Raw genomic sequence first — 21668 nt, 5'->3', positions numbered from 1 at the left:
ATTGCCGCAGTGCCCCGCAGTGTCAAGAGCGGAGCGCCGACGATCATTACCAGATATGCACACGCTCCGCCGGCGGCAGGTACAGCTTGTCACCCGGCTTGATATCGAACGCCTTGTACCACGGGTCGAAATTGGGGAGCACGGCGTTGACGCGCGTTTCCGCCAGCGAATGCGGATCGCTTTTCAGCAGTTGCCGCCCGAACGCCTCGCGCAGCTTCCACCGTTCGCTCTGCGCGTATGACAGGAAAAACCGCTGGTCGCCGCTCAGCCCGTCGATCACTTTGGCGGGTTTGCCGTGCAGCGACAGATGATACGCCTCGTACGCCATCGACAGCCCGCCCAGATCGCCGATGTTTTCGCCCAGTGTCAGCCGGCCGTTGTGGCAGGTCTTGCCCTCGTCATACGGGCATTGCCGATCGTATTGCGCGATCAGCCGCGCGGTCAGCGCCTCGAACGTCTTGCGGTCCTGCGCCGTCCACCAGTTGCGCAATTGCCCGGTGCCGTCATAGTGCGATCCCTGATCGTCGAAGCCATGGCCGATCTCGTGGCCGATCGTCGCGCCGACCGCGCCATAATTGACCGCGTCGTCGGCCCGGGGATTGAAATAGGGCGGTTGCAGATAGGCGGCAGGAAACACGATCTCGTTGGCGGTGGGCTGATAATAGGCGTTCACCGTCTGCGGTGTCATCCGCCAGCGTGTCTTGTCGACGCCGTTGGCCAGGTCGCGCAACTGGTCTTGCCAATGCCATTGGTCCGATGCGACGGCATTGGCGAGTGGCGCATCGGGGCGGATGATCATGCCGTCGTACGTCCTGAACGTATCGGGATAGCCGACTTTCACGCCGAACTGGTCAAGCTTCGCCCGCGCCGCCGTACGGGTGGCAGGGGTCATCCAGGCCAGGTCCTGCAGATTGACCGCCAGCGCCGCGCGCAAGTTTGCGACGAGCTTTTCCATCGCGATCTTGCTGGCGGGCGGGAAATACTGCGCGACATAGATCTTGCCGACCGCTTCGCCCATCTGGCCCTCGACCGCGTCGACACCGCGCTGCCAGCGTGGACGCTGGCTTTCCTGCCCGCTCAGCACTTTGCCGTAGAACGCGAAATTGGCATCGTCGATATCGGCCGGCAGCACCGAGGCATGCGTGCGCAAGAATGTCGCGATCATCCACGCCTGGATCGTGGCAACATCGGTAGTGCCCAGCACCTGCGCGAGCGCGGGCATCCCGCCGCCCAGCTTTGCCTGGTCCGCCGGCGCAATCCCCGCGGTCACCGCCGTCTCGGCAGTCGGCGGAACTTCGCGCACGATCAGCGATGGCACCTGGCCCAGGCTGCTGGCGTCGATCAGCGGCTTGATGGGAAATGCGCTGCCCCAGCTTTCGACCGTGGCCAGCGGCACGACCGTGTTCGTCAGCAGCGGATTGCGCGCCAGCGCACGATCCCACGATACGATCGCGATCTGGTGCTCGAATTCATAGACGCGCGTCGCAACGGCGGCCGCATCGGCATAGCCCGCCCTGGCCAGCAGCAGCGTCAGCAGCGTTTGGTATTTGGCGCGCAGATCGACATTGCGCACGGTATCGCTGAGGTAATAGTCGCGATCGGGCAGGCCGAGCCCGGTGATCGCGGCAAATACCGCATTGGCCTTGGGACGGGTGGGATCGATATTGACGTAGAGCGCGATCGGCGAGGGCATGCCGGGCTCGCCCATCAGCGCGGACAGTTGCGCGCGCGTCTGGCTGGCGCGAATGCGGTCGATGAACGGCTGCGCGGGCGCCAGACCCGCGGCATTGATCGCCGCGTCGTCCATGAAGGCGTGGTAGCTGTCGGCCAGGCGCTGTTCGGTCGTGCCTGCCGGGTGCGGCGATGCGGCCAGGTCGGCAAGGATCGCGCGCACTGCGCGTGCCGACCCGAGCCGCAACGCCAGCACATTGCCACTATACGTATACTGGCCCGGAATGACTTCGGCGCGCAGCCACTTGCCGTTGACATAGTCGAAGAAATTGTCGCCCGGGCGTACCGCGTGGTCGATATCGGCCGGATTGACCCCCCAGCCGCCAAAGGTCGGCGTCGGATAGTCGGCCGATGCGCCCTGGGCCGCATCGGCCAGCACGGGCATCGCGTGGGTGAGGCAAAGGCACGCCAGCAGTGTGGCCAGCGGACGGGTCGAAAATGTGCGCATCCCGTGGGGGTGATCCATCAAGACAGGGTTAACAGGTTTCACCTGTTATCAACTGTACGCCAGATCCGCAAATGCCGCGCGCGTGCGCCTGCAAAAGACCGTCAGTCGAACAGCGTCGCCGCACCATCGAACTGCAACCGTGCCAGCCGCGCATACAGTCCGCCCTGCGCGGTCAGTGCGGTATGCGTGCCCTGTTCGACGATCCGGCCCTGTTCCATCACGATGATCCGGTCGGCCTGGCGCACGGTGGCCAGCCGGTGCGCGATGACCAGCGTGGTGCGCGATTGCATCAGTGTGTCGAGCGCGTCCTGCACCAGGCGTTCGCTTTCGGCATCGAGCGCGCTGGTCGCTTCATCGAGCAGCAGGATCGGCGCATCGCGCAACAGCGCGCGCGCGATCGCGATCCGCTGGCGCTGCCCGCCCGACAGCCGCGTGCCGTCTTCACCCAGAAACGTGTCGAGCCCGTCGGGCAGCTCTTTAAGAAAGATATCGGCATGCGCAGCGCGCGCCGCTTCCCAGATCTCGGCATCGCTGGCCTCCGGCCGGCCATAGCGCAAGTTGTCGCGCGCGCTGGCGGCAAACAGCACGCCTTCCTGCGGCACGAGCGCCATCCGCGCCCGCACTTGCGCGGGGTCTGCCTCTCGCAACGGCACGCCATCGATCCGCACGGTGCCGGCCTGCGGGTCGTAGAATCGCTCTGCCAGCAGGAACAGCGTGGATTTGCCCGCACCCGACGGGCCGACGATGGCAACGGTTTCGCCAGGCTCGACCGCCAGCGAAAAATCGCTGAGCGCGGGCGCATCGGGTCGGGTGGGATAGCGGAACGAGACATTCTGGAACGCGATCTGCCCGCGCGGCGGGCTGGGCATCGCGATCGGGCGCGCCGGCGCCGCGATTTCGGGGGTCACACGCAACAGTTCGCTCAGGCGTTCGGCCGCGCCCGCGCCGCGCACCAGGTCGCCATAGACTTCGGTCAGCGCCTGGAACGATCCCGCGACCAGCGCGCCGGTCAGCACGAACGCGGCGATCGTCCCGCCGCTGATCCGGCCGGCCGCCACGCCCAGCGCGCCCTGCCACATCAGCGCGGTCAGCCCGCCCAGGACCAGCACGATGATGATTGCGGTCATCGCCGAGCGGAGCATGATGCGGCGGCGCGCCGTTTCGAACGTCCGCTCGACCGCATCGCCAAACCGTGCCAGTTCGCGCGGCTCCTGGCCGAACGCCTGGACCACTTTCATCGCGCCCAGCACTTCGGCGGCGCGCACGCCTACCATTGCGACCCGGTCCTGGCTGGTGCGCGACGCCTTGCGCAGCCGGCTGCCGAACACCGTGATCGGAATGATCACCACCGGGATGCCGACCAGCAATTCGGCGGTCAGCGCCGGGGCCATGGCAAACAGGTAGACGATGCCGCCCACCACCATGATCAGATTGCGCAGCGCGATCGAAACCGTGGTGCCGACGACCTGTTCGATGATCGCAGTGTCCGATGTCAGGCGCGACGAGATTTCCCTGGGGCTGTTGTCCTCGAAATAGCTGGGCGGCATGCGCAACAGGTTGGCCTGCACCTTGATGCGGATATCGGCGACCACGCGCTCGCCCAGCCACGACACGCAATAAAAGCGCATTGCGGTGCCGATGCCCAGCACCACGACGATCGCCAGCAGCATCGCGAACCATTCGCCGAGGGCATGGACATCCGCGCCGCGGGCAAAGCCCTTGTCGATGACCATGCGAAACCCGAACGGCACCGCCAGCGTCGCGGTCGAGGTGATCAGCAACGCCGCAACGGCGGCAGCGACCTGGCCCGGATACGTGACCGCCTGATTCAGGACCATGCGCAGCGGCCCGAGCGAGCGGGTCTTTGCAGGCTCTGCCGGGGTGAGTTCGGCACCTGAGATGGCGGCGGGAATGGCGGGGGGGATGGCGGCGGGGTGTGCGGTCTGGGCGTCCATGGCGCATCGCCTAGCCGATTTTTTCGGGCAACGGTATGGGCCAAATTGACGTGTACCGCGATGCAATGGTGTGTACAGGCATGCTGCATTGCACAATCGACTGTGCAGGCCCATATAAGCGGTTCTCGCCCGCATTTCGCGGCGTCGCCCACGACCAGAACCGGGGATGGCTGTGCCCATGATGTACAAGGCTTACGAATTTCAGCGCTCGCTGCTCAACGCGGGCAGCGCCATGGCCGGGATGGCCGCCGACATGCTGCACAGCCAGCCCTATCCGTTCGCAGGCACGCAGGCGATGGCCTCTGCGCTCGATGTGTTTGCGCATGCCGCCGCGCCGCGCGGCAAGCCGGTGTTCGGGCTCGCCTCGGTCACGGTCGGCGGCAAGAGCCACGCCGTGACCGAAACGACGGCCATGCACCGTCCGTTCGGCGATCTGAAGCGCCTGGCGCGCAAGGGCCTGCCCGCCGATGCGCCGCGCCTGATGATCGTGGCGCCGATGAGCGGCCACTATGCCACGTTGTTGCGCGGCACGGTCGAGCGCATGCTGGAACACAATGTCGTCTATGTCACTGACTGGGCCGATGCAAAGCTGGTCTCCGTCGAGGAGGGGCGGTTCGATCTCGATGATTTCATCGATTACCTGATCGCATTCCTCGAATATATCGGGCCGGCCGCGCATGTGATGGCCGTGTGCCAGCCATCGGTGCCCGCGCTTGCCGCGACGGCGGTCATGGCCAAGGCCGGCCACCCGTGCCGCCCGGCGTCGCTGACCATGATGGGTGGCCCGATCGACACGCGCGAAAGCCCGACCGCGGTCAACACCCACGCGTCCAACAAGCCTTACGCGTGGTTCAAGCACAATGTCATCGCGCAAGTGCCCGCGCCCTATGCGGGCGCCGGGCGCAAGGTCTATCCCGGCTTCGTCCAGCTCGCCTCGTTCATGTCGATGAACCTGGGCAGCCACATGATGAGCCATTACGGCCTGTTCAAGCACCTGGTCCAGGGCGATGGCGAAAGCGCCGATGCCACGATGGCCTTCTACAAGGAATACCGCTCGGTCTGCGACATGACGGCCGAATTCTACCTGCAGACGGTCGACCTGGTGTTCCAGAAGCACGCGCTGCCCAAAGGCGAAATGGTCCATCGCGGCCATGTCGTGGACCCGGGCGCGATCACCGACACCGCGATCCTGTGCATAGAAGGCGAACGCGACGATATTTCCGGCATCGGCCAGACCCGCGCCGCGCTGACCATAACGCCGAACCTGCCCGAGGCGATGAAGAAATACCACCTGGCCGCCGACGTCGGGCACTACGGCATCTTCAACGGCAGCCGCTGGCGCAATGCGATCGCGCCGCTGGTGGATGACTGGATTGCCAGCCACAATCCCGGCAGCTGTCGGCGGTAGCCTGAAGCCTGCACCCCTCCCCTTCAGGGGAGGGGCCGGAGGTGGGGGCTCTCGGCTACAACCCACATTTGCATGAGCGTCGGCGAGTGGGGTGAGGCCCCACCCCAACCCCTCCCCTGAAGGGGAGGGGCTTTATGGTGCGACTAAACGAAAAACTGGGTGATCCATTCGCAGATCAGTGCGGGCTTGGCCTCGTCTTCGATCTCGACGGTGATTTCCATCGTCTGCTGCCACTGCCCGGGGCGTTTCTCCTCGATTTCCAGCAGTTTGAAATGGCCGCGAATGCGCTTGCCCGATCGTACCGGGGACAGGAACCGCGTCTTGTTGCCGCCGTAATTCACCCCCATCCTGATGCCGGCGGCGCGCGGGATATCGCTTTCCTGCGTCATCAGCGGGATCAGCGACAGCGTCAGGAACCCGTGCGCGATCGTGCCGCCGAACGGCGTCTTGGCCGCCGACACCGGGTCGAGATGGATGAACTGAAAATCGCCGGTCGCCTGCGCAAATTCGTTGATCCGCTGTTGCGACACTTCGATCCAGGCGGACGTGCCGACAACCTGGCCGATCCGGTCCTTCATGGCGCCAGGTTCTACGGTAGTGGGCATGCTCATCCCTCTTGCTGTGCTTTGGCTGGCATCATGGCGCCTTGCGCACCGCCGCGCAACGGCAAATTTAATCAGCCGATTAAGCGTGTCGGCACCGGTGGCACCGCAGCGCTGTCATCGCCAAGCAACGGCCCGGCAGCATGAGCATGGCGCACGGGAATCAGCGGCTCGGGCACAATCGGGGCGGGTCCCGGCCGCCGGATCAACCGCTCGATCCGGCGTTGCTCGGCAGCGGCCTCGTCCAGCCGCCCGACATAGGCCGCCAGCCCGCATTGCAGCCCGACCAGCATGTAGCAGAACGGCTGAAACGCGATTCCGACAAACGCCCCGCCGAACAGATAGACGATCTGCGCCTGCTGCAATGCATCGGCCAGCGGGCTGATCCACGCCAGGTTTTCGGGCGGGTCCTTCCGGTATCGCCGGCGGATACGCTCCATCTGGATCACGCCCAGGATATGCAGCAGCAGCCATAAGCCGATCCCGGGATAGCCCTGTTCGCCCAGCATCTCGAAATAGCTGGAATGGTAGGCGCGGCCATGTTCGAGCACATGATCGGTGCCGATGACCCGGTTCTGCCCGTCGGTCGACAGGATCGGTTTGTCATAGCTGATCGTGTCCTGCAAAAACGCGTCGAACCCGCCGCCGAACGGGTGCGTCTTGGCAAATTCCATCGTCCAGGTCCACACCGCGACGCGGGTGCTGGCCGACTGGTCGGCCTGGTGGTTGCTGATCGTGCCCATCCGCTCGGTAAAGCTGGCGGGCAGCAGCGGCAGCGCGATCATGCTGCCCGCGCCGATCAGCATCAGGTACAGCAACCGCCGCTTGGTGCTGCGCAGTTTCAACAGGCCGAGCACGGCAACGCAGATCAGCCCAGTGCGCGCCTGCGTGCCGACCGGCATCAGGATCGCCGAAAACACCACGCCCAACGCAAACAGCCGCACCATCCAGCCGGGTTTGAACACCGTGCCATAACTTGCCAGCCAGAAGGCCAGCGGGATCGTGCACACCGCCACGGTCGAGATGATCGACCCTTCGTAAAGCCCGGTGTTGTCGTTGACGAGCAGCTTCAATTCGCCATAGCCACCGCCCCCCATCAGCGTCTTGAACGCGCCGTCGATGGTGATCGCGGCCACGCCCACCACCATGATCAGCACCAGCGCCTCGATCCGCAGGCGCGTGCGCAGGGTGAACGGTAAAAACGACGCAAAGATCAGCGCCTTCCACACCCAGTCCCATTTGGCCGCGGCCTCTACCGGGAAATCGGCGGTGATCGTGGTCACGCCGCAATACGCCAGCAGCAGCAGCATCAGCCCCTGGCGCGACGTCAGGCGGATGCCCGATTTGTCTTCGCGCGCGGCCCACATGATGACGCACAGCACGAACGCGACAAGCGAGATCGACAGCGAACCGAGCGGGCCCCAGCCGATTTTCTGCGGCGCGACGATATCGATATAGGCGTACGCCAGCACGAACAGGAACGGCCGCATGAAGCCCGCGACGAAAAACGCCATGACGAACGCGGTCAGCGCGAGATTGGTCACGGCTTGTCGTGCGTGTCATACCGCGCAGGCTTGCGCGGGAGGGCAGGGTCATCATCCAGATCGGCACGCGACACCAGCCGCCACACGGCGAGCGCCAGCACGAAGTGCGGGATGAACAGGGCGAGCATGTCGATCATGGGCGGGTGTTACGGCATCCGGGGGTGCGGGGCGGTGGGTGGCTCTGCAAACAAACACTGCACCATATCCGGTTGATAGCCCGTTAAGGCTTGCTGTGTCATGACGTTTCCATGCCACGGATTCTCCACGTTCTAGACCATTCGTTGCCGCTGCAGAGCGGTTATACCTTTCGCACGCGCGCCATTCTCAAGGCGCAGCAGGCGTTCGGGCTTGATGTGCGCGCCGTCACCGGCTTGCGCCATACCGCGCCCACCGGCGAGGCCGAGCCCGAGGACATCGATGGCCTGCAGTTCTGGCGTACCCCGGGCACGCCGGCCGGCGCGCCAGGCGTGCGCGAATGGCGCGAAGTCTGCGCGCTGACCGATCGCATTGTCGAAATCGCCCAAGTGTGGCGACCCGACGTGCTTCACGCGCACAGCCCGGCGCTGTGCGGCATGGCGGCGTTGCGCGCGGCGCGGCGGCTGGGCGTGCCGCTGGTTTACGAGATTCGCGCGTTCTGGGAGGATGCGGCGGTCGGCAACGGCACCGGCACCGACCGCTCGTGGCGCTATTGGCTGACGCGCCAGCTGGAAAACCGCGTGGTCGCGGGCGCCGATGCGGTGGTGACGATCTGCACCGGGCTGAAGGATGACCTGGCCGCGCGCGGCGTAGCACGCGACCGGATCACCGTGATGCCCAACGGCGTCGACCTGGCGCTGTTCGGCAGCCCGCTCGCGCGCGATCCGGCACTGGCCGAAACCCTGGGGCTGGGTTCTGGCCCGGTGATCGGGTTCCTGGGCAGTTTCTATCCTTATGAAGGTTTGGACGATCTGATCGCGGCGATGCCGGCCATCGTGGCGGTGCATCCCGGTGCGCGGCTGCTGCTGGTCGGCGGCGGACCGGCCGAGGCGACGCTGCGGGCGCAGGCCGCCGCTTCATCGGCGGCGGGCGCGATCTGCTTTGTCGGGCGCGTGCCGCATCACGAGGTCGATCGCTATTACGCGCTGGTCGATGTCGTGTGTTACCCGCGCAAAGGCATGCGCCTGACCGATCTGGTGACCCCGCTCAAGCCGCTGGAGGCGATGGCGCAAGGCAAGCTGGTCGCCGCGAGCAGCGTCGGCGGGCACCGCGAACTGATCGAGCACACCGTCACCGGCACGCTGTTTGCGCCCGACGATCCGGCGGCGCTGGCTGCGGCGATGAACCAGTTGCTGACCGATCGCAGCGGCTGGGACGAGCGGCGCGACATCGCCCGCGCGTTTGTCGAGCGCGCGCATGACTGGGGTCGCAACGCGCAGCGTTATCTTCCTGTTTACCAAGCGGTGATAGCCAGAAACCGTTATACCAAGGGTGATTCCGCCCGGATTGCCGCCTGATTCGCCTGATATTGAGGCAGCCAGGCCGCAAGTCGGCGCAGAACCAGCAGGGATTGAGATTGCCATCGTGACCACACCAGCCCGCCCGACCAGGACCGCCGCCCGCAAACCGACTCTGGGGCAAAGCGCGCAGCATGCGATGGCGCACCCGGCGTTTCCGGTGATCACCGGCGTGTGGTTTGCCGCGCTGTTCGGCCTGGGCGCCGTGGCGGCCGGCGGCGAAGCGCTGGCTGCACTGGCCGGCCATCTGCATCTGACAGCGATCGTGCCATCGGCCGCGCCGCCGCTGGGTACGACCGCGCATATCCTGATTGCCGCGGGCCTCACGCTGCTGGGCGCTGCGTTCGGCATCGCGCTGGGCCTTGCGCTCCATGCACGGGCCGCCGGCGTGTCGCCGATATTGCGGATCAGGGCGGGTCTTGCCCGCGTGCGCACCGCCAAACCGGCAGCCGCGCCGCGCGAAGCGACGGCCGAACCTGCACCGCGCATCCGCAACCGCGATGCGCACCCCGATGCCCCGCCGCGCCGGCCGCTGGTGGTGACCGAAGACGTGCTGCCCTATCATGCGCAAGATCCGGTATTCGCCCCGGTGGCGCCCGCAGACCTCAAGACCGTGCCGCCGGCGTGGACCGCACAGACCATGGACGCCGACATCGCGCCCGTTCCCGAAGAAACGCCGCTGGGCGCGTTCATGACCGGGCACCCAGGTGCGCAGATCGAAGCACAGCCGGCCGAGGTGCCGCCGTTTTTCGCAGGCCATTTCGGCGAGACGCCTCCATTGGCGCAGTCGGGCATCTATGCACCGGGTGAAGCGGTGGTGCTTCCCCCCGAAACCGGCGAACCAGCCGATCTGGCCCATGCGCTGCCGCTTTTGCCGCAGGATGCCGAGCCGGTGTTCGATGCCGCGTCCTTGCCCAAATCCGCGCCGCTGGCCAGCCAGGCCACAGCCGCGCCGCAGGATCCGATCGTCGAAGCGCCCGTTGCCACTCTGGGCCTGGTGCAACTGATCGAACGCCTCGCGCTGGCGATCACGGTGCGCCAGGCGTTGCGCAGCAATCCTGTCGCTCCGGCGCCCGACGAAGAACCCTTGCTCCGCGCCAAGCCGTCGCGGCTGGGCCGCGTGGACGAAGCGCCGGTTGCTGGCGAAGCCACCGACGACCTGCCCCCGCGTTTCCTGCGCAATACCCCGGAGCCCCAGCCGACCGAACCGGCTTCGGATGCCGCGGAAGATACATTCGTGGCGCCGCACAGCATTTTCGGTGCGCTCAGGACCGATGCGGTTGCAGGGCCTCAGTATTCCTCGCTGGCCAACATGACCCTCGTGCGCCCCGATCTGCCAACGCGTCCGGCCGATGGCGCCAGCGACCCGGTTGTGCAGTTCCCGCTTCACGCCAGCGACAATGCCGCGCCCGCACGCGGCCAAACCAACGACGCCGACCGCGCATTGCGCGATGCGCTGGCCACGTTACGCCGGATGAGCGCACAACGTTGAGGTAGCCGGGGGGGCCTCCGGCGGCCAAGGGCCAACGCCCATAGGCGCTAACATAACAATACCGTCGCCCCGGGCTTGACCCGGGGTCCCGCTTCTTCGGCGCGGAAACGTCCGAATTTGAAGATACCGCGAAAGAAAAGCGGGATCCCGGGTCAAGCCGGGAAGACGAGAACAACCAAAGCTTGCGGCTATGGGCCATGCTCTTGGAACCCGATATTTTGGTGCGCGGAACACAACGCCAAAATAACACACAATTCAAGACATTAACGGGACCCAAGGGCCCCCGGCCCTTGGCCGCCGGAGGCCCTTTATCGGGCGTCCCCATTGCGTAGCACCCCGACAAGCCAGACTGGTGCAAACCGCACCGCAAAGGTACATCGTCCCGGTTGCAAAATAACATTCATGCGGTCATGGGGGTTTTCGCGCAACTTTTGTTGTTTCGCGGGCGACGTGATTCGTGCGCGCGGCGTTGATACAAAGCGTGCGAGCGCCGGATTTTGTGGTAAAACACGGTTTCGTGTTGATCCCGGGCGCCGGCAAAAATTACTCGAGCGTGATGGCGTTTCCCCGATCCGTCTTCACGCGCTTGAAACGCCAACTCTGGTTGCAGGAATACAGGAAAGATGGGTTTTCCCCCGGTTCAAGGCCTTTATGATCCGCGTAACGAGCACGATGCCTGTGGTGTGGGCTTCATTGCCCAGATTTCGGGCGAAAAAAGCCACGCGATTATCAAACAGGCGCTTGAAATCCTGCATAATCTCGATCACCGCGGGGCGGTGGGGGCCGACCCATTGCTGGGCGATGGCGCGGGAATCCTGATTCAGCTGCCCGATGCGTTGTTGCGCGCCTGGGCGGACGGCGAGGGCAAGGTGCTGCCGCCGCCGGGCGATTACGGCGTGGCAATGTGCTTCATGCCGCAGGACGAGCCGAGCCGCGCCTTCATCACCGAATTCTTCGAGAAATTCATCGCCAAGGAAGGCCAGCACCTGATCGGGTGGCGCGATGTGCCGACCACGATCGATGGGCTGGGCGCAGCTGTGATCGCCGAAATGCCGGTGATCCGCCAATGCATCGTCGGTCGCGGGGCTGCGACCGCTGATCAGGACGCGTTCGAGCGCAAGCTGCTGGCGATCCGCAAGCAGACGCAGAACCCGCTTGCGCTGCTTGCCGAAAAGCACGGGTTGCCTGGCATCAGCGAACTGTACATGCCCAGCTTTTCGTCGCGCACGATTGTCTACAAGGGGTTGCTGCTGGCGACGCAAGTCGGCAGTTTCTATGACGATCTGCGCGATCCGCTGTGCGTTTCGGCGCTGGGCCTGGTGCATCAGCGGTTTTCGACCAACACCTTTCCCAGCTGGAAACTGGCGCATCCCTATCGGTTCGTCGCGCACAATGGCGAGATCAACACGGTGCGCGGCAACGTCAACTGGATGAACGCGCGCCGGCGCACGATGGAATCCGAACTGCTCGGCCCCGATCTCGACAAGATGTGGCCGATCATTCCGCATGGCCAGTCGGATACCGCGAGCCTCGACAACGCGCTCGAACTGTTGATCGCGGGCGGGTACAGCCTGGCGCATGCGGTGATGATGCTGATCCCCGAGGCGTGGTCGGGCAATCCGCTGATGGATGCCAAGCGCCGCGCATTCTACGAATACCACGCCGCGCTGATGGAGCCATGGGACGGCCCGGCCGCAGTGGCGTTCACCGACGGCCGCCAGATCGGCGGGACGCTCGATCGCAATGGCCTGCGCCCGGCGCGGTTTTCGATCACGCGCGACGGCCTGATCTGCATGGCGTCGGAATCGGGCGTGCTGCCGTTTCGTGAAGAGGATATCGTGCGCAAATGGCGGTTGCAGCCGGGGCGCATGCTGCTGGTCGACCTCGAAAAAGGCCGCATCATCGAGGACGAGGAAATCAAGGCCGAACTCGCCGGCGCCGAGCCCTACGAGGCCTGGCTCGAAGCGGCGCAGTACAAGCTCAAGGCGCTTGAAATGCCCGAGCTCGACAATCTGCCCGATGCGACGACCGAAACGCTCGATGCCGGAACGCCCGCGCTGCTCGATCGGCAGCAGGCGTTCGGCTATACCCAGGAAGACCTGACGCGGTTCCTGGAACCGATGGGCGTGCTGGGCGAGGATCCGCTGGGCTCGATGGGCACCGACACGCCGATCGCGGTGCTGTCGAGCAAGTCGCGGCTGCTCTACGACTATTTCAAGCAGAACTTTGCGCAAGTGACCAACCCGCCGATCGACCCGATCCGTGAGGAGCTGGTGATGAGCCTGGTGTCGATGATCGGCCCGCGCCCCAATCTGCTGGGCCGCGTCGCCGGCACGCACAAGCGGCTCGAGGTCGACCAGCCGATCCTGACCAACGACGAGATCGTCAAGATCCGCGCGATCGAGGCGACGCTCGACGGCGCGTTCCGCACCGCGACGATCGACATGACCTGGGACGCGAGTGCCGGCGCTGGCGGGCTGGAGCAGGCGATCAAGGAAATGTGCTGGGCCGCGACCGAAGCGGTGCTGGCCGACCAGAACATCCTGATCCTGTCGGACCGCGCACAAAACGAAGCGCGCGTGCCGATGCCCGCCTTGCTGGCAACGGCAGCGGTGCATCATCATCTGGTGCGCCAGGGATTGCGCATGCAGACCGGGCTGGTCGTCGAAACCGGCGAAGCGCGCGAAGTGCACCATTTCTGCATGCTGGCAGGCTATGGCGCCGAGGCGATCAACCCGTACCTGGCGTTCGAGACGCTGGAGGCGATGCGCACCGAGCGCAATCTGCCGCTGACCCGGCTCGAGGTGAAGAAGAACTACATCAAGGCGATCGGAAAAGGCATTTTGAAGGTCATGTCCAAGATGGGCATCTCGACCTACCAGTCGTATTGCGGTGCGCAGATCTTCGACGCAGTCGGACTGTCGAGCGCCTTTGTCGAAAAATATTTCACCGGCACCGCGACGACGATCGAAGGCGTGGGCCTGCGCGAAATTGCCGAGGAAACCGTCAGCCGGCACCGCCAAGCCTATGGCGACAACCCGATCTATCGCACGATGCTCGATGTCGGCGGGATGTACCAGTTGCGCCTGCGCGGCGAGGACCACGCATGGACTGCGGGCAATATCGCCAGCCTGCAACACGCGGTGCGCGGCAATCTGCCCGACAAATACCGCGAATTCGCACAAACGATCAACGACCAGGCCGAACGGATGCTGACGATCCGCGGGCTGATGGAATTGAAGCCCGCCGAAACCCCGCTGCCGCTCGAAGAGATCGAAACCGCAGCGGACATCGTCAAGCGCTTCACCACCGGCGCGATGAGCTATGGCTCGATCAGCCGTGAGGCGCACACCACGCTGGCAATCGCGATGAACCGCATCGGCGGCAAATCGAACACCGGTGAAGGTGGCGAAGAGCCCGACCGGTTCGTGCCCCTGGCCAATGGCGATTCGATGCGCTCGGCGATCAAGCAGGTCGCCAGCGGGCGCTTTGGCGTGACCACCGAATACCTGGTCAATGCCGACGACATCCAGATCAAGATGGCGCAGGGCGCAAAGCCGGGCGAAGGCGGGCAACTGCCCGGCGACAAGGTCGACAAGGTAATCGGCAAGACCCGCCATTCGACCCCGGGCGTGGGCCTGATCAGCCCGCCGCCGCACCACGACATCTATTCGATCGAAGACATCGCGCAGCTGATCCACGATCTGAAGAACGTGAACGGCAACGCGCGGATTTCGGTCAAGCTGGTGTCCGAAGTCGGCGTGGGCACGGTCGCGGCGGGCGTATCGAAAGCACGCGCCGACCATGTCACGATCTCGGGCTATGAAGGCGGCACCGGCGCATCGCCGCTGACCAGCCTGACGCATGCCGGCAGCCCTTGGGAAATCGGCCTGGCCGAAACGCAGCAGACGCTGCTGCTCAACAATCTGCGCAGCCGCATCGCGGTGCAGGCCGATGGCGGCTTGCGCACCGGGCGTGACGTGGCGATCGCCGCGCTGCTCGGCGCCGACGAATTCGGCTTTGCCACCGCGCCATTGATTGCGGCCGGTTGCATCATGATGCGCAAATGCCATCTCAACACATGCCCGGTTGGCGTCGCGACACAGGACCCGGTGCTGCGTGCGCGCTTTACCGGCAAGCCCGAACACGTGATCAACTACATGTTCTTCGTCGCCGAGGAACTGCGCGAAATCATGGCCATCATGGGCTTTCGCACGGTATCCGACATGGTCGGCCGGGTCGATCGGCTCGACACCAAGGCGGCGATCCACCACTGGAAAGCCCAAGGCATCGACCTGGCGCGGCTGCTGCACCGGGTCGAACCGGTGGCGGGCACCACGCTGGGGCATAGCCAGACGCAGGACCACGGCCTCGGCGCGGCGCTCGACAATGATCTGATCGCGGCGGCACGCCCGGCGCTCGATCATGGCAGCGCGGTGCGGATCGAACGCAATGTCATCAATGTCAATCGCACGGTCGGCGCGATGCTGTCGGGCGACGTTGCGCGCAAGTATGGCCATGCCGGCCTGCCCGACAACACGATCCACATCGCACTCAAGGGCGTGGCCGGGCAGTCGTTCGGTGCGTTCCTGGCGCATGGCATCACGCTCGACCTCACCGGGGATGCCAACGACTATGTCGGCAAGGGCCTGTCGGGCGGCCGCGTGATCGTGCGCCCCCCGGCGTATGTCGAACGCGATGCGACCGAAAACATCATTGTCGGCAACACCGTGCTGTATGGCGCGATCGCGGGCGAGGCCTATTTCAACGGCGTTGCCGGCGAACGCTTTGCCGTGCGCAATTCGGGCGCGATCGCGGTGGTCGAAGGCACCGGCGATCATGGCTGCGAATACATGACCGGCGGCGTCGTCGTCGTCTTGGGGCAGACCGGGCGCAACTTTGCCGCCGGCATGTCGGGTGGTGTCGCCTATATCTATGACGTGAGCGGAATGTTCGCGCGGCTGGTCAATGGCGCGATGGTCGACCTGCTGCCGATATCGCCGGTGCGCGATGAAGAGGATGGCATTGGCCGCCCGCAACAGCGCGCGGTCGATATCCATGACTTCGGGATGGGCGACATGCTGCGCCATGATGCCGATCGCCTGCGCATTCTGATCGAACGCCACCTGTTGCACACCGGCAGCGCGCGGGCGCGCGCAATCCTCGACAATTGGGCGGAAGAACTGCCGCGCTTTGTCAAAGTGATGCCGCGTGATTACGCCCGCGCCCTGCGCATGCTGGAGGCCGAACGTGCCACAGCCGCGCTCGACGCCGCTGAATAAGGACTGATACAATGGGCAAGCCCACCGGTTTTCTCGAAACCGATCGCCAGGATCGCAGCTATGTTGCGCCGGCCGAGCGTCTGAAGCACTACCGCGAATTCATCGTTCCGCACGACGATGCGACACTGCGTGGGCAGGCCGCGCGGTGCATGAATTGCGGGATTCCGTTTTGCCACAACGGCTGCCCGGTAAACAACCAGATCCCCGACTGGAATCACCTGGTCTATGATGCGGATTGGCGCGACGCGTCGGACAATCTGCATTCGACCAACAACTTCCCCGAATTCACCGGCCGCATCTGCCCCGCCCCGTGCGAGGCGGCGTGCACGCTGAACATCGTCGACCAGCCGGTCACGATCAAATCGATCGAATGCGCGATCGTCGACAAGGCCTGGGGCGAAGGCTGGATCACGCCGCAAGTGCCCGCCAGGAAGACCGGCCATTCGGTCGCGGTCGTCGGCTCGGGCCCGGCGGGGATGGCCTGCGCACAGCAACTGGCGCGCGTCGGGCATTCGGTCACGGTGTTTGAAAAATCCGACAGGGTGGGCGGATTGCTGCGGTACGGCATTCCCGACTTCAAGATGGAAAAGCACCTGATCAACCGGCGCCTCGTGCAGATGATGGGCGAAGGCGTGGAATTCCGCACCTCGGTCGAAGTCGGCGTGACGGTGTCGATGGCCAGCTTGCGCGAAAATTTCGATGTGGTCGTGCTTGCGGGCGGGGCGGAAGATCCGCGTCCCTTGCAGATTCCCGGCTTCGAATTGCCGGGCGTGCGCTATGCGATGGAATTCCTGACCCAGCAGAACAAGCGCAACGCCGGCGACGACGAAATCCGCGCCGCGCCGCGCGGATCGCTGACCGCGACGGGCAAGCATGTCGTGGTGATCGGCGGCGGCGACACCGGGTCGGACTGCGTCGGCACCTCGAACCGCCAGGGCGCGGCGTCTGTCACCCAGCTCGAAATCATGTCGCGTCCGCCCGAAAAGGAAGACAAGGCGCTGACCTGGCCCAACTGGCCGATGAAACTGCGCACATCGAGCAGCCACGAAGAAGGCGTTGCGCGCGAATTCGCCGTGCTGACCAAGCGCGTGGCGGGCACCAACGACGTGTCGGGCCTGGAATGCGTGCGCGTCGAATGGGTGGACGGCAAGATGCAGGAAGTGCCGGACAGCGAATTCACGATTCCTGCCGAGCTGATCCTGCTCGCCATGGGCTTTGTCGGCCCGCGCAAACAGGGCCTGATCGAACAGGCGGGTGTCGAACTCGACCCGCGCGGCAATGTCTTGGCGAACGTTCAGGACTACCGCACGAGCGCCGACGGCGTGTTTTCCTGCGGCGACATGCGACGTGGGCAGAGCCTGGTCGTCTGGGCCATCCGCGAAGGCCGCCAATGCGCCCGCGCGGTCGACGAGGCGCTGATGGGGGTGAGCGAACTGCCACGCTGAGTGCGCGCAAGGTTCCGCGCTAAAAACGACAACCTCCCGAGACCGCTTATCCTGAGCCTGTTGGCCGAAGGCTGGCGAAGCTGACAAGGCGTTGTTAATATACACACTGCCGTATCCTTGACGCGCCACAACCAAGTCATCTACCGCCTTGCATAAATTCCACCAGGAGCCATCGCCGTCCGCCAGATTGCTGCATTACCGTATCGCACCGCAGGCGAGGGGCTGTCGGCCCTGACTGCGGTGCTGTTGGTCACGTCGCGCGGAACCGGCCGCTGGGTGGTTCCCAAGGGCAATGTGAACAAGCACGAGGCGCCGCATATGGCCGCCGCGCGCGAGGCGCTGGAAGAAGCGGGCGTGATCGGCGCGGTCAGTCCGACCGCATTGGGAATTTATTTCTATGACAAGGAGCTGGCATCCGGCGCGGTGATCCGCGCCGAAGTGCGGCTGTTTCCTATGGCAGTGACCGACGAGCTTGCCGATTGGCCCGAGGCCGATCAGCGCACCCGTCGCTGGTTTTCGCTGGCGGAAGCGGCGGCCGCAGTTGACGAGGCCGATCTTGGCGCGTTGATCCGCAGCTTTCGTGCGCCGGACGTGCGCCCGCCTGTGCTGACCATTCACGCGCCCAGATCGAGCAGGTCTTCATAGAACGCGCCGAACGGCCTAGTCGGATGGCGGATCTGGATCTCCAGCACCCATAGCCCGGTCGTCGGCACATGATCGAGCGACCCGAGCTGCCCGCCCGGCGGCAGCGCGCGATGCGGATAGTCGCTGACACGGTGGCCTTTGACGTCGAGGTTGAGCACCCAGCCCAGGCGTTCCGCTTCGCGCGCGGCGGCATCGTACAACGCGATGCCACCCAGTTTCTCGTCCCGCCAGATCGCGGCCACGCGATCGAACAGCGCCTTTGAATCCGCCGCACAGCGGGCCATTTCGGGGTCGGTACCGGTGACGAAGGTTTCCCCGACATCGCCCTCGTGGCCCTGGAACACCGGGCCCATGTCGATGAAATAGATGTCGTCTTCGCCCAGCACGTGATCGTCGTCGTTCTTGCTGCTGAACACTTTCAACGTGTTCTCGCCGAACCGCATCATCAGCGGATGCCATTCGCAGTCCATGCCCATGTCGGCGAGCACCTGGTGCCCCATCGCCAGCGCTTCGCTTTCGCGCATGCCGGGGTGGATCTGTGCGACCATGGCGCGCAGCGCGCGCCAGGATTCGCTTTGCGCCACGCGCATGGCATCGAGCGAGAATGCTTCGCCGGTGGCCTCTTTGGGGTGTGCTGTCGTCATGCGCCCTGCCGTAAATCAAACCGGCAAGATTTGCTTATCCTTTCTGCGCGTGGCGGCTTGGTTCTTGCCGGTCTGGCGCAAAAGTGCGATCCCGGTTCAGCATTATCTCCCCGCCGCGAGGACCGATCCCATGTCGTTTTCTGCCAATTCGCAAAAGTTCTATATCGATGGCCAATGGGTCGCACCGGTCAGCACGACGACGCTCGATGTGATCAACCCTGCGACCGAAGCACCGTTCATGACGATCGCGATGGGCGGCAAGGCCGATGTCGATCATGCTGTCGCCGCGGCGAAAAAAGCGTTTGAAACCTGGCAGTTTTCCACGCGCGAAGACCGCCTTGCGCTGCTGAACCGAGTGCTCGACGAATACAACAAGCGGTTCGAGGATATCGCGCAGGCGGTTACGGCCGAAATGGGCGCGCCGATCGAATTCGCGCGCGAGGCGCAGGCCTGGGCCGGGCGCGCGCATATGGAAGCCGCGATCAAGGCGCTGGAAGACATCCAGTTCGAGGAAACGCGCGGCACCAGCCAAGTAATTCTCGAGCCGATCGGCGTCGCCGCGCTGATCACGCCGTGGAACTGGCCGCTGAACCAGATCGTGTGCAAAGTGGCGCCCGCGCTTGCCGCCGGGTGCACCGTGGTGCTGAAGCCGTCGGAAATCGCGCCGGCCAGCGGACTCATTTTTGCCGAAATCATGCATGCCGCGGGCACGCCGGCGGGTGTGTTCAACATGGTCAACGGCAATGGCCCCGACGTCGGCCAGGTGCTGGCCGAACATGCCGATGTCGACATGGTCTCGTTTACCGGATCGACCCGGGCGGGCATCCTGGTGGCCAAGGCGGCTGCCGACACGGTCAAGCGCGTGGCGCAGGAACTGGGCGGAAAATCGGCCAATATCATCCTGCCCGATGCCGATTTTGCCGCCGCGGTCGAGGCCGGCGTCCGCGGCTGCTTCAGCAATTCGGGCCAGTCGTGCGACGCGCCCACCCGCATGCTGGTGCCCGCAGACCGCCATGCCGAAGCGCTGAAAGTGGCGCGCGACACGGCCGCGACGATGGTCGTGGGCGATCCGCATGATCCGGAAACGACGCATGGCCCAGTGGTCAGCGATGTGCAGTGGGGCAAGATCCAGGGCCTGATCCAGAAAGCGATCGACGAAGGCACCGATCTCGTCACCGGCGGCGCGGGCCGGCCGGAGGGTCTCGACAAGGGCTATTACGTGCGGCCGACCGTGTTTGGCGGCGTGACCAACGACATGACAATCGCGCGCGAGGAAGTGTTCGGCATGGTGCTGGCAATCATGCCGTATGACACGATCGACCAGGCGATCGCGATCGCCAACGACACCGTCTACGGCCTGGCCAGCTATATCGCGGGCACCGACATGGACCAGATCCACGCCATCGCGCGGCGGTTGCGCAGCGGTACGGTGCAGGTCAATTACCCCGAATGGGACGTCCACGCGCCATTCGGCGGGTACAAGCAATCGGGCAACGGCCGCGAATACGCGGATTACGGCATCCACGACTTCCTGGAAATCAAGGGTGTGATCGGCTGGAGCTAAGTGCCGACGAGGTAAATTGGGTCAGGCCACCCGCCAATCGATCTCGCCGCGGCCGTGCGCGGCGAGGAAGGCGTTGGCCTGGCTGAACGGGCGGCTGCCGAAAAAGCCGGTATGAGCCGATAGCGGGCTGGGATGCGGCGCGGACAGCACCAGGTGGCGCCCGTCCATTAATCCGGGAATGCGCGCCGCCTTTTTCTGCGCGTGGCTGCCCCACAGGATGAATACGCTTGGTTCGCTGCGCGCCGCAACCGCTGCGACTGCCGCATCGGTAAATGCGTCCCACCCCCGCTTCTGGTGCGATCCGGGCAGCGCCTGCTCCACAGTCAGCGCATTGTTCAGCAATAGTACGCCCTGCCGTGCCCAGCTTTCCAGATTACCGTGGCTCGCCGGCGCGATCCCCAGATCGCTGTGCAATTCCTTGTAGATGTTCACCAGGCTGGGTGGCACACGCACCCCGCGCTGGACCGAAAATGCAAGCCCATGCGCCTGACCCGCGCCATGATACGGATCCTGCCCCAGGATCACGACGCGCACCTGGTCGAGCGGAGTAAGCTCGAGCGCAGCCAGACGAAGCCCTCGCGGCGGATAGATCACTTTGCCCGCTGCCTCCTCGCCGCGCAGCCAGGTGCCCAGCGCCCGCATCGGCGGGGTGGCAAGGCCAGGCTCAAGCGCGGAGCGCCAGCTTTCAGGGATTTCAGTCATCGCCACTTTAATGCCATCGCCTGCGACAATTGCCAACGCGCCCAAAAAACCGCGTTCCCCTTTTTTGCACAATGCTCTAAGCCAAACCCATGGCCGTATATTTCCACGAAGAAGATCTGCCCGCCGATGTGCTGGCGCCCGGCATTGTTGCCGTCGATACCGAAACCATGGGTTTGATCACCCACCGCGACCGTCTGTGCGTGGTGCAGATTTCCGATGGGCAGGGCGATGAGCACCTCGTGCGCTTCGGCAAGAACAGCACGTATGATGCGCCCAATCTGAAAGCGGTGCTGGCCGATCCTGCGCGGCTGAAACTGTTCCATTACGCGCGGTTCGACCTGGCCGCGATCCAGCATTACCTCGGCGTCAGCGCGACCCCGGTGTTCTGCACCAAGATCGGGTCGAAACTGGTGCGCACGTATACCGATCGTCACGGGCTGAAAGACCTGGTGCGCGAACTGGCGGGCAAGGACATGTCGAAGCAGCAGCAGTCGAGCGACTGGGGCGGCCCTGTCCTGTCCGACGCGCAGCAGGACTACGCCGCGTCCGATGTGCGCTATCTGCATGTGTGCCATGCGGTGCTGGCCGAGCGGCTGGAACGCGAAGGGCGCACCGCCATGGCGCAGGCCTGTTTCGAATTCCTGCCGACGCGCGCAGCGCTCGATCTGGCCGGGTGGCCCGATGCCGATATCTTCAGTCACGAATAAGACCAT

15 protein-coding genes are annotated in these 21668 nt (G+C 64.8%); 8 read left to right on the top strand and 7 right to left on the bottom strand.

The genetic code is table 11. The annotated features are described in order from the left end of the window. Positions 1-46: 46 nt before the first annotated feature. Together ACOOE2_RS17845 and ACOOE2_RS17840 are read right to left on the bottom strand one after the other, a co-directional pair. The gene (locus ACOOE2_RS17845) at positions 47-2179 is read right to left on the bottom strand and encodes a M13 family metallopeptidase (RefSeq protein ID WP_420384323.1); all 2133 of its coding nucleotides are present in this window, start codon (positions 2177-2179) and stop codon (positions 47-49) included. Between the two features lie 101 nt (positions 2180-2280). Continuing rightward, positions 2281-4134, bottom strand: coding sequence for an ABC transporter transmembrane domain-containing protein (locus ACOOE2_RS17840; RefSeq protein WP_420384322.1), 1854 nt, complete (start codon positions 4132-4134; stop codon positions 2281-2283). Positions 4135-4312: 178 nt separating this feature from the next. Between ACOOE2_RS17840 and ACOOE2_RS17835 the strand changes: the two genes are divergently transcribed. Continuing rightward, positions 4313-5542: a polyhydroxyalkanoate depolymerase gene (locus tag ACOOE2_RS17835; protein ID WP_420384641.1), complete on the top strand. Its 1230-nt coding sequence runs from the start codon at positions 4313-4315 to the stop codon at positions 5540-5542. A gap of 143 nt (positions 5543-5685) precedes the next feature. Here the strand turns inward: ACOOE2_RS17835 and ACOOE2_RS17830 are convergent, their stop codons facing one another. From ACOOE2_RS17830 to ACOOE2_RS17820, 3 genes are all read right to left on the bottom strand, one after another. Further along, positions 5686-6147 (bottom strand): MaoC family dehydratase, encoded by a 462-nt coding sequence (locus ACOOE2_RS17830; protein ID WP_420384321.1) that lies wholly within the window; start codon positions 6145-6147, stop codon positions 5686-5688. A 71-nt stretch (positions 6148-6218) separates the two neighbouring features. After that, the gene (locus ACOOE2_RS17825) at positions 6219-7688 is read right to left on the bottom strand and encodes a putative O-glycosylation ligase, exosortase A system-associated (protein WP_420384320.1); all 1470 of its coding nucleotides are present in this window, start codon (positions 7686-7688) and stop codon (positions 6219-6221) included. After that, a complete protein-coding gene (locus tag ACOOE2_RS17820) occupies positions 7685-7825 on the bottom strand; it encodes a hypothetical protein (protein WP_420384319.1) in 141 nt (46 codons plus the stop codon). The genes ACOOE2_RS17825 and ACOOE2_RS17820 overlap by 4 nt, the downstream gene beginning before the upstream one ends. A 111-nt stretch (positions 7826-7936) precedes the next feature. Here ACOOE2_RS17820 and ACOOE2_RS17815 point away from each other — a divergent pair, with 111 nt between their 5' ends. The 5 genes from ACOOE2_RS17815 (at position 7937) to ACOOE2_RS17795 (ending at position 18045) form a co-directional block, all read left to right on the top strand. Then, positions 7937-9181 (top strand): TIGR04063 family PEP-CTERM/XrtA system glycosyltransferase, encoded by a 1245-nt coding sequence (locus ACOOE2_RS17815; protein ID WP_420384318.1) that lies wholly within the window; start codon positions 7937-7939, stop codon positions 9179-9181. A 67-nt stretch (positions 9182-9248) separates the two neighbouring features. Beyond that, positions 9249-10673: a hypothetical protein gene (locus tag ACOOE2_RS17810; RefSeq protein ID WP_420384317.1), complete on the top strand. Its 1425-nt coding sequence runs from the start codon at positions 9249-9251 to the stop codon at positions 10671-10673. Between the two features lie 623 nt (positions 10674-11296). Then, positions 11297-15955 (top strand): glutamate synthase large subunit, encoded by a 4659-nt coding sequence (gltB, locus tag ACOOE2_RS17805; protein WP_420384316.1) that lies wholly within the window; start codon positions 11297-11299, stop codon positions 15953-15955. 11 nt (positions 15956-15966) lie between these two features. Continuing rightward, complete coding sequence (locus tag ACOOE2_RS17800) at positions 15967-17400, top strand: glutamate synthase subunit beta (RefSeq protein ID WP_420384315.1); 1434 nt, start codon at positions 15967-15969, stop codon at positions 17398-17400. A gap of 240 nt (positions 17401-17640) precedes the next feature. Beyond that, on the top strand, positions 17641-18045 hold the full coding sequence (locus tag ACOOE2_RS17795) for an NUDIX hydrolase (protein WP_420384314.1): 405 nt from the start codon (positions 17641-17643) through the stop codon (positions 18043-18045). On the opposite strand, the gene ACOOE2_RS17790 is transcribed toward ACOOE2_RS17795, so the two are convergent. Continuing rightward, the gene (locus tag ACOOE2_RS17790) at positions 18015-18689 is read right to left on the bottom strand and encodes a M24 family metallopeptidase (RefSeq protein ID WP_420384313.1); all 675 of its coding nucleotides are present in this window, start codon (positions 18687-18689) and stop codon (positions 18015-18017) included. The genes ACOOE2_RS17795 and ACOOE2_RS17790 overlap by 31 nt on opposite strands. Before the next feature lie 130 nt (positions 18690-18819). Between ACOOE2_RS17790 and ACOOE2_RS17785 the strand changes: the two genes are divergently transcribed. Then, on the top strand, positions 18820-20253 hold the full coding sequence (locus tag ACOOE2_RS17785; RefSeq protein ID WP_420384312.1) for an aldehyde dehydrogenase family protein: 1434 nt from the start codon (positions 18820-18822) through the stop codon (positions 20251-20253). Positions 20254-20274: 21 nt separating this feature from the next. On the opposite strand, the gene ung is transcribed toward ACOOE2_RS17785, so the two are convergent. Beyond that, positions 20275-20955: a uracil-DNA glycosylase gene (ung, locus tag ACOOE2_RS17780; protein ID WP_420384311.1), complete on the bottom strand. Its 681-nt coding sequence runs from the start codon at positions 20953-20955 to the stop codon at positions 20275-20277. A gap of 89 nt (positions 20956-21044) precedes the next feature. Here ung and ACOOE2_RS17775 point away from each other — a divergent pair, with 89 nt between their 5' ends. After that, the gene (locus ACOOE2_RS17775) at positions 21045-21662 is read left to right on the top strand and encodes a ribonuclease D (RefSeq protein ID WP_420384310.1); all 618 of its coding nucleotides are present in this window, start codon (positions 21045-21047) and stop codon (positions 21660-21662) included. The last annotated feature ends 6 nt before the right edge of the window (positions 21663-21668 follow it).

Source organism: Novosphingobium sp. (genome assembly GCF_965214355.1).
Classification (GTDB): domain Bacteria; phylum Pseudomonadota; class Alphaproteobacteria; order Sphingomonadales; family Sphingomonadaceae; genus Novosphingobium.
The sequence above is the reverse complement of the archived record's forward strand: the minus strand, read 5'-3'. Positions and strand labels throughout refer to the sequence as shown.

Bases quoted from the DNA above. Each gene is read 5' to 3' on its own strand.
- ACOOE2_RS17845 (WP_420384323.1), bottom strand. From the start codon at position 2,179: ATGCGCACATTTTCGACCCGTCCGCTGGCCACACTGCTGGCGTGCCTT.
- ACOOE2_RS17840 (WP_420384322.1), bottom strand. From the start codon at position 4,134: ATGGACGCCCAGACCGCACACCCCGCCGCCATCCCCCCCGCCATTCCC.
- ACOOE2_RS17835 (WP_420384641.1), top strand. From the start codon at position 4,313: ATGATGTACAAGGCTTACGAATTTCAGCGCTCGCTGCTCAACGCGGGC.
- ACOOE2_RS17830 (WP_420384321.1), bottom strand. From the start codon at position 6,147: ATGCCCACTACCGTAGAACCTGGCGCCATGAAGGACCGGATCGGCCAG.
- ACOOE2_RS17820 (WP_420384319.1), bottom strand. From the start codon at position 7,825: ATGATCGACATGCTCGCCCTGTTCATCCCGCACTTCGTGCTGGCGCTC.
- ACOOE2_RS17815 (WP_420384318.1), top strand. From the start codon at position 7,937: ATGCCACGGATTCTCCACGTTCTAGACCATTCGTTGCCGCTGCAGAGC.
- gltB (WP_420384316.1), top strand. From the start codon at position 11,297: ATGGGTTTTCCCCCGGTTCAAGGCCTTTATGATCCGCGTAACGAGCAC.
- ACOOE2_RS17800 (WP_420384315.1), top strand. From the start codon at position 15,967: ATGGGCAAGCCCACCGGTTTTCTCGAAACCGATCGCCAGGATCGCAGC.
- ACOOE2_RS17790 (WP_420384313.1), bottom strand. From the start codon at position 18,689: ATGACGACAGCACACCCCAAAGAGGCCACCGGCGAAGCATTCTCGCTC.
- ACOOE2_RS17785 (WP_420384312.1), top strand. From the start codon at position 18,820: ATGTCGTTTTCTGCCAATTCGCAAAAGTTCTATATCGATGGCCAATGG.
- ung (WP_420384311.1), bottom strand. From the start codon at position 20,955: ATGACTGAAATCCCTGAAAGCTGGCGCTCCGCGCTTGAGCCTGGCCTT.
- ACOOE2_RS17775 (WP_420384310.1), top strand. From the start codon at position 21,045: ATGGCCGTATATTTCCACGAAGAAGATCTGCCCGCCGATGTGCTGGCG.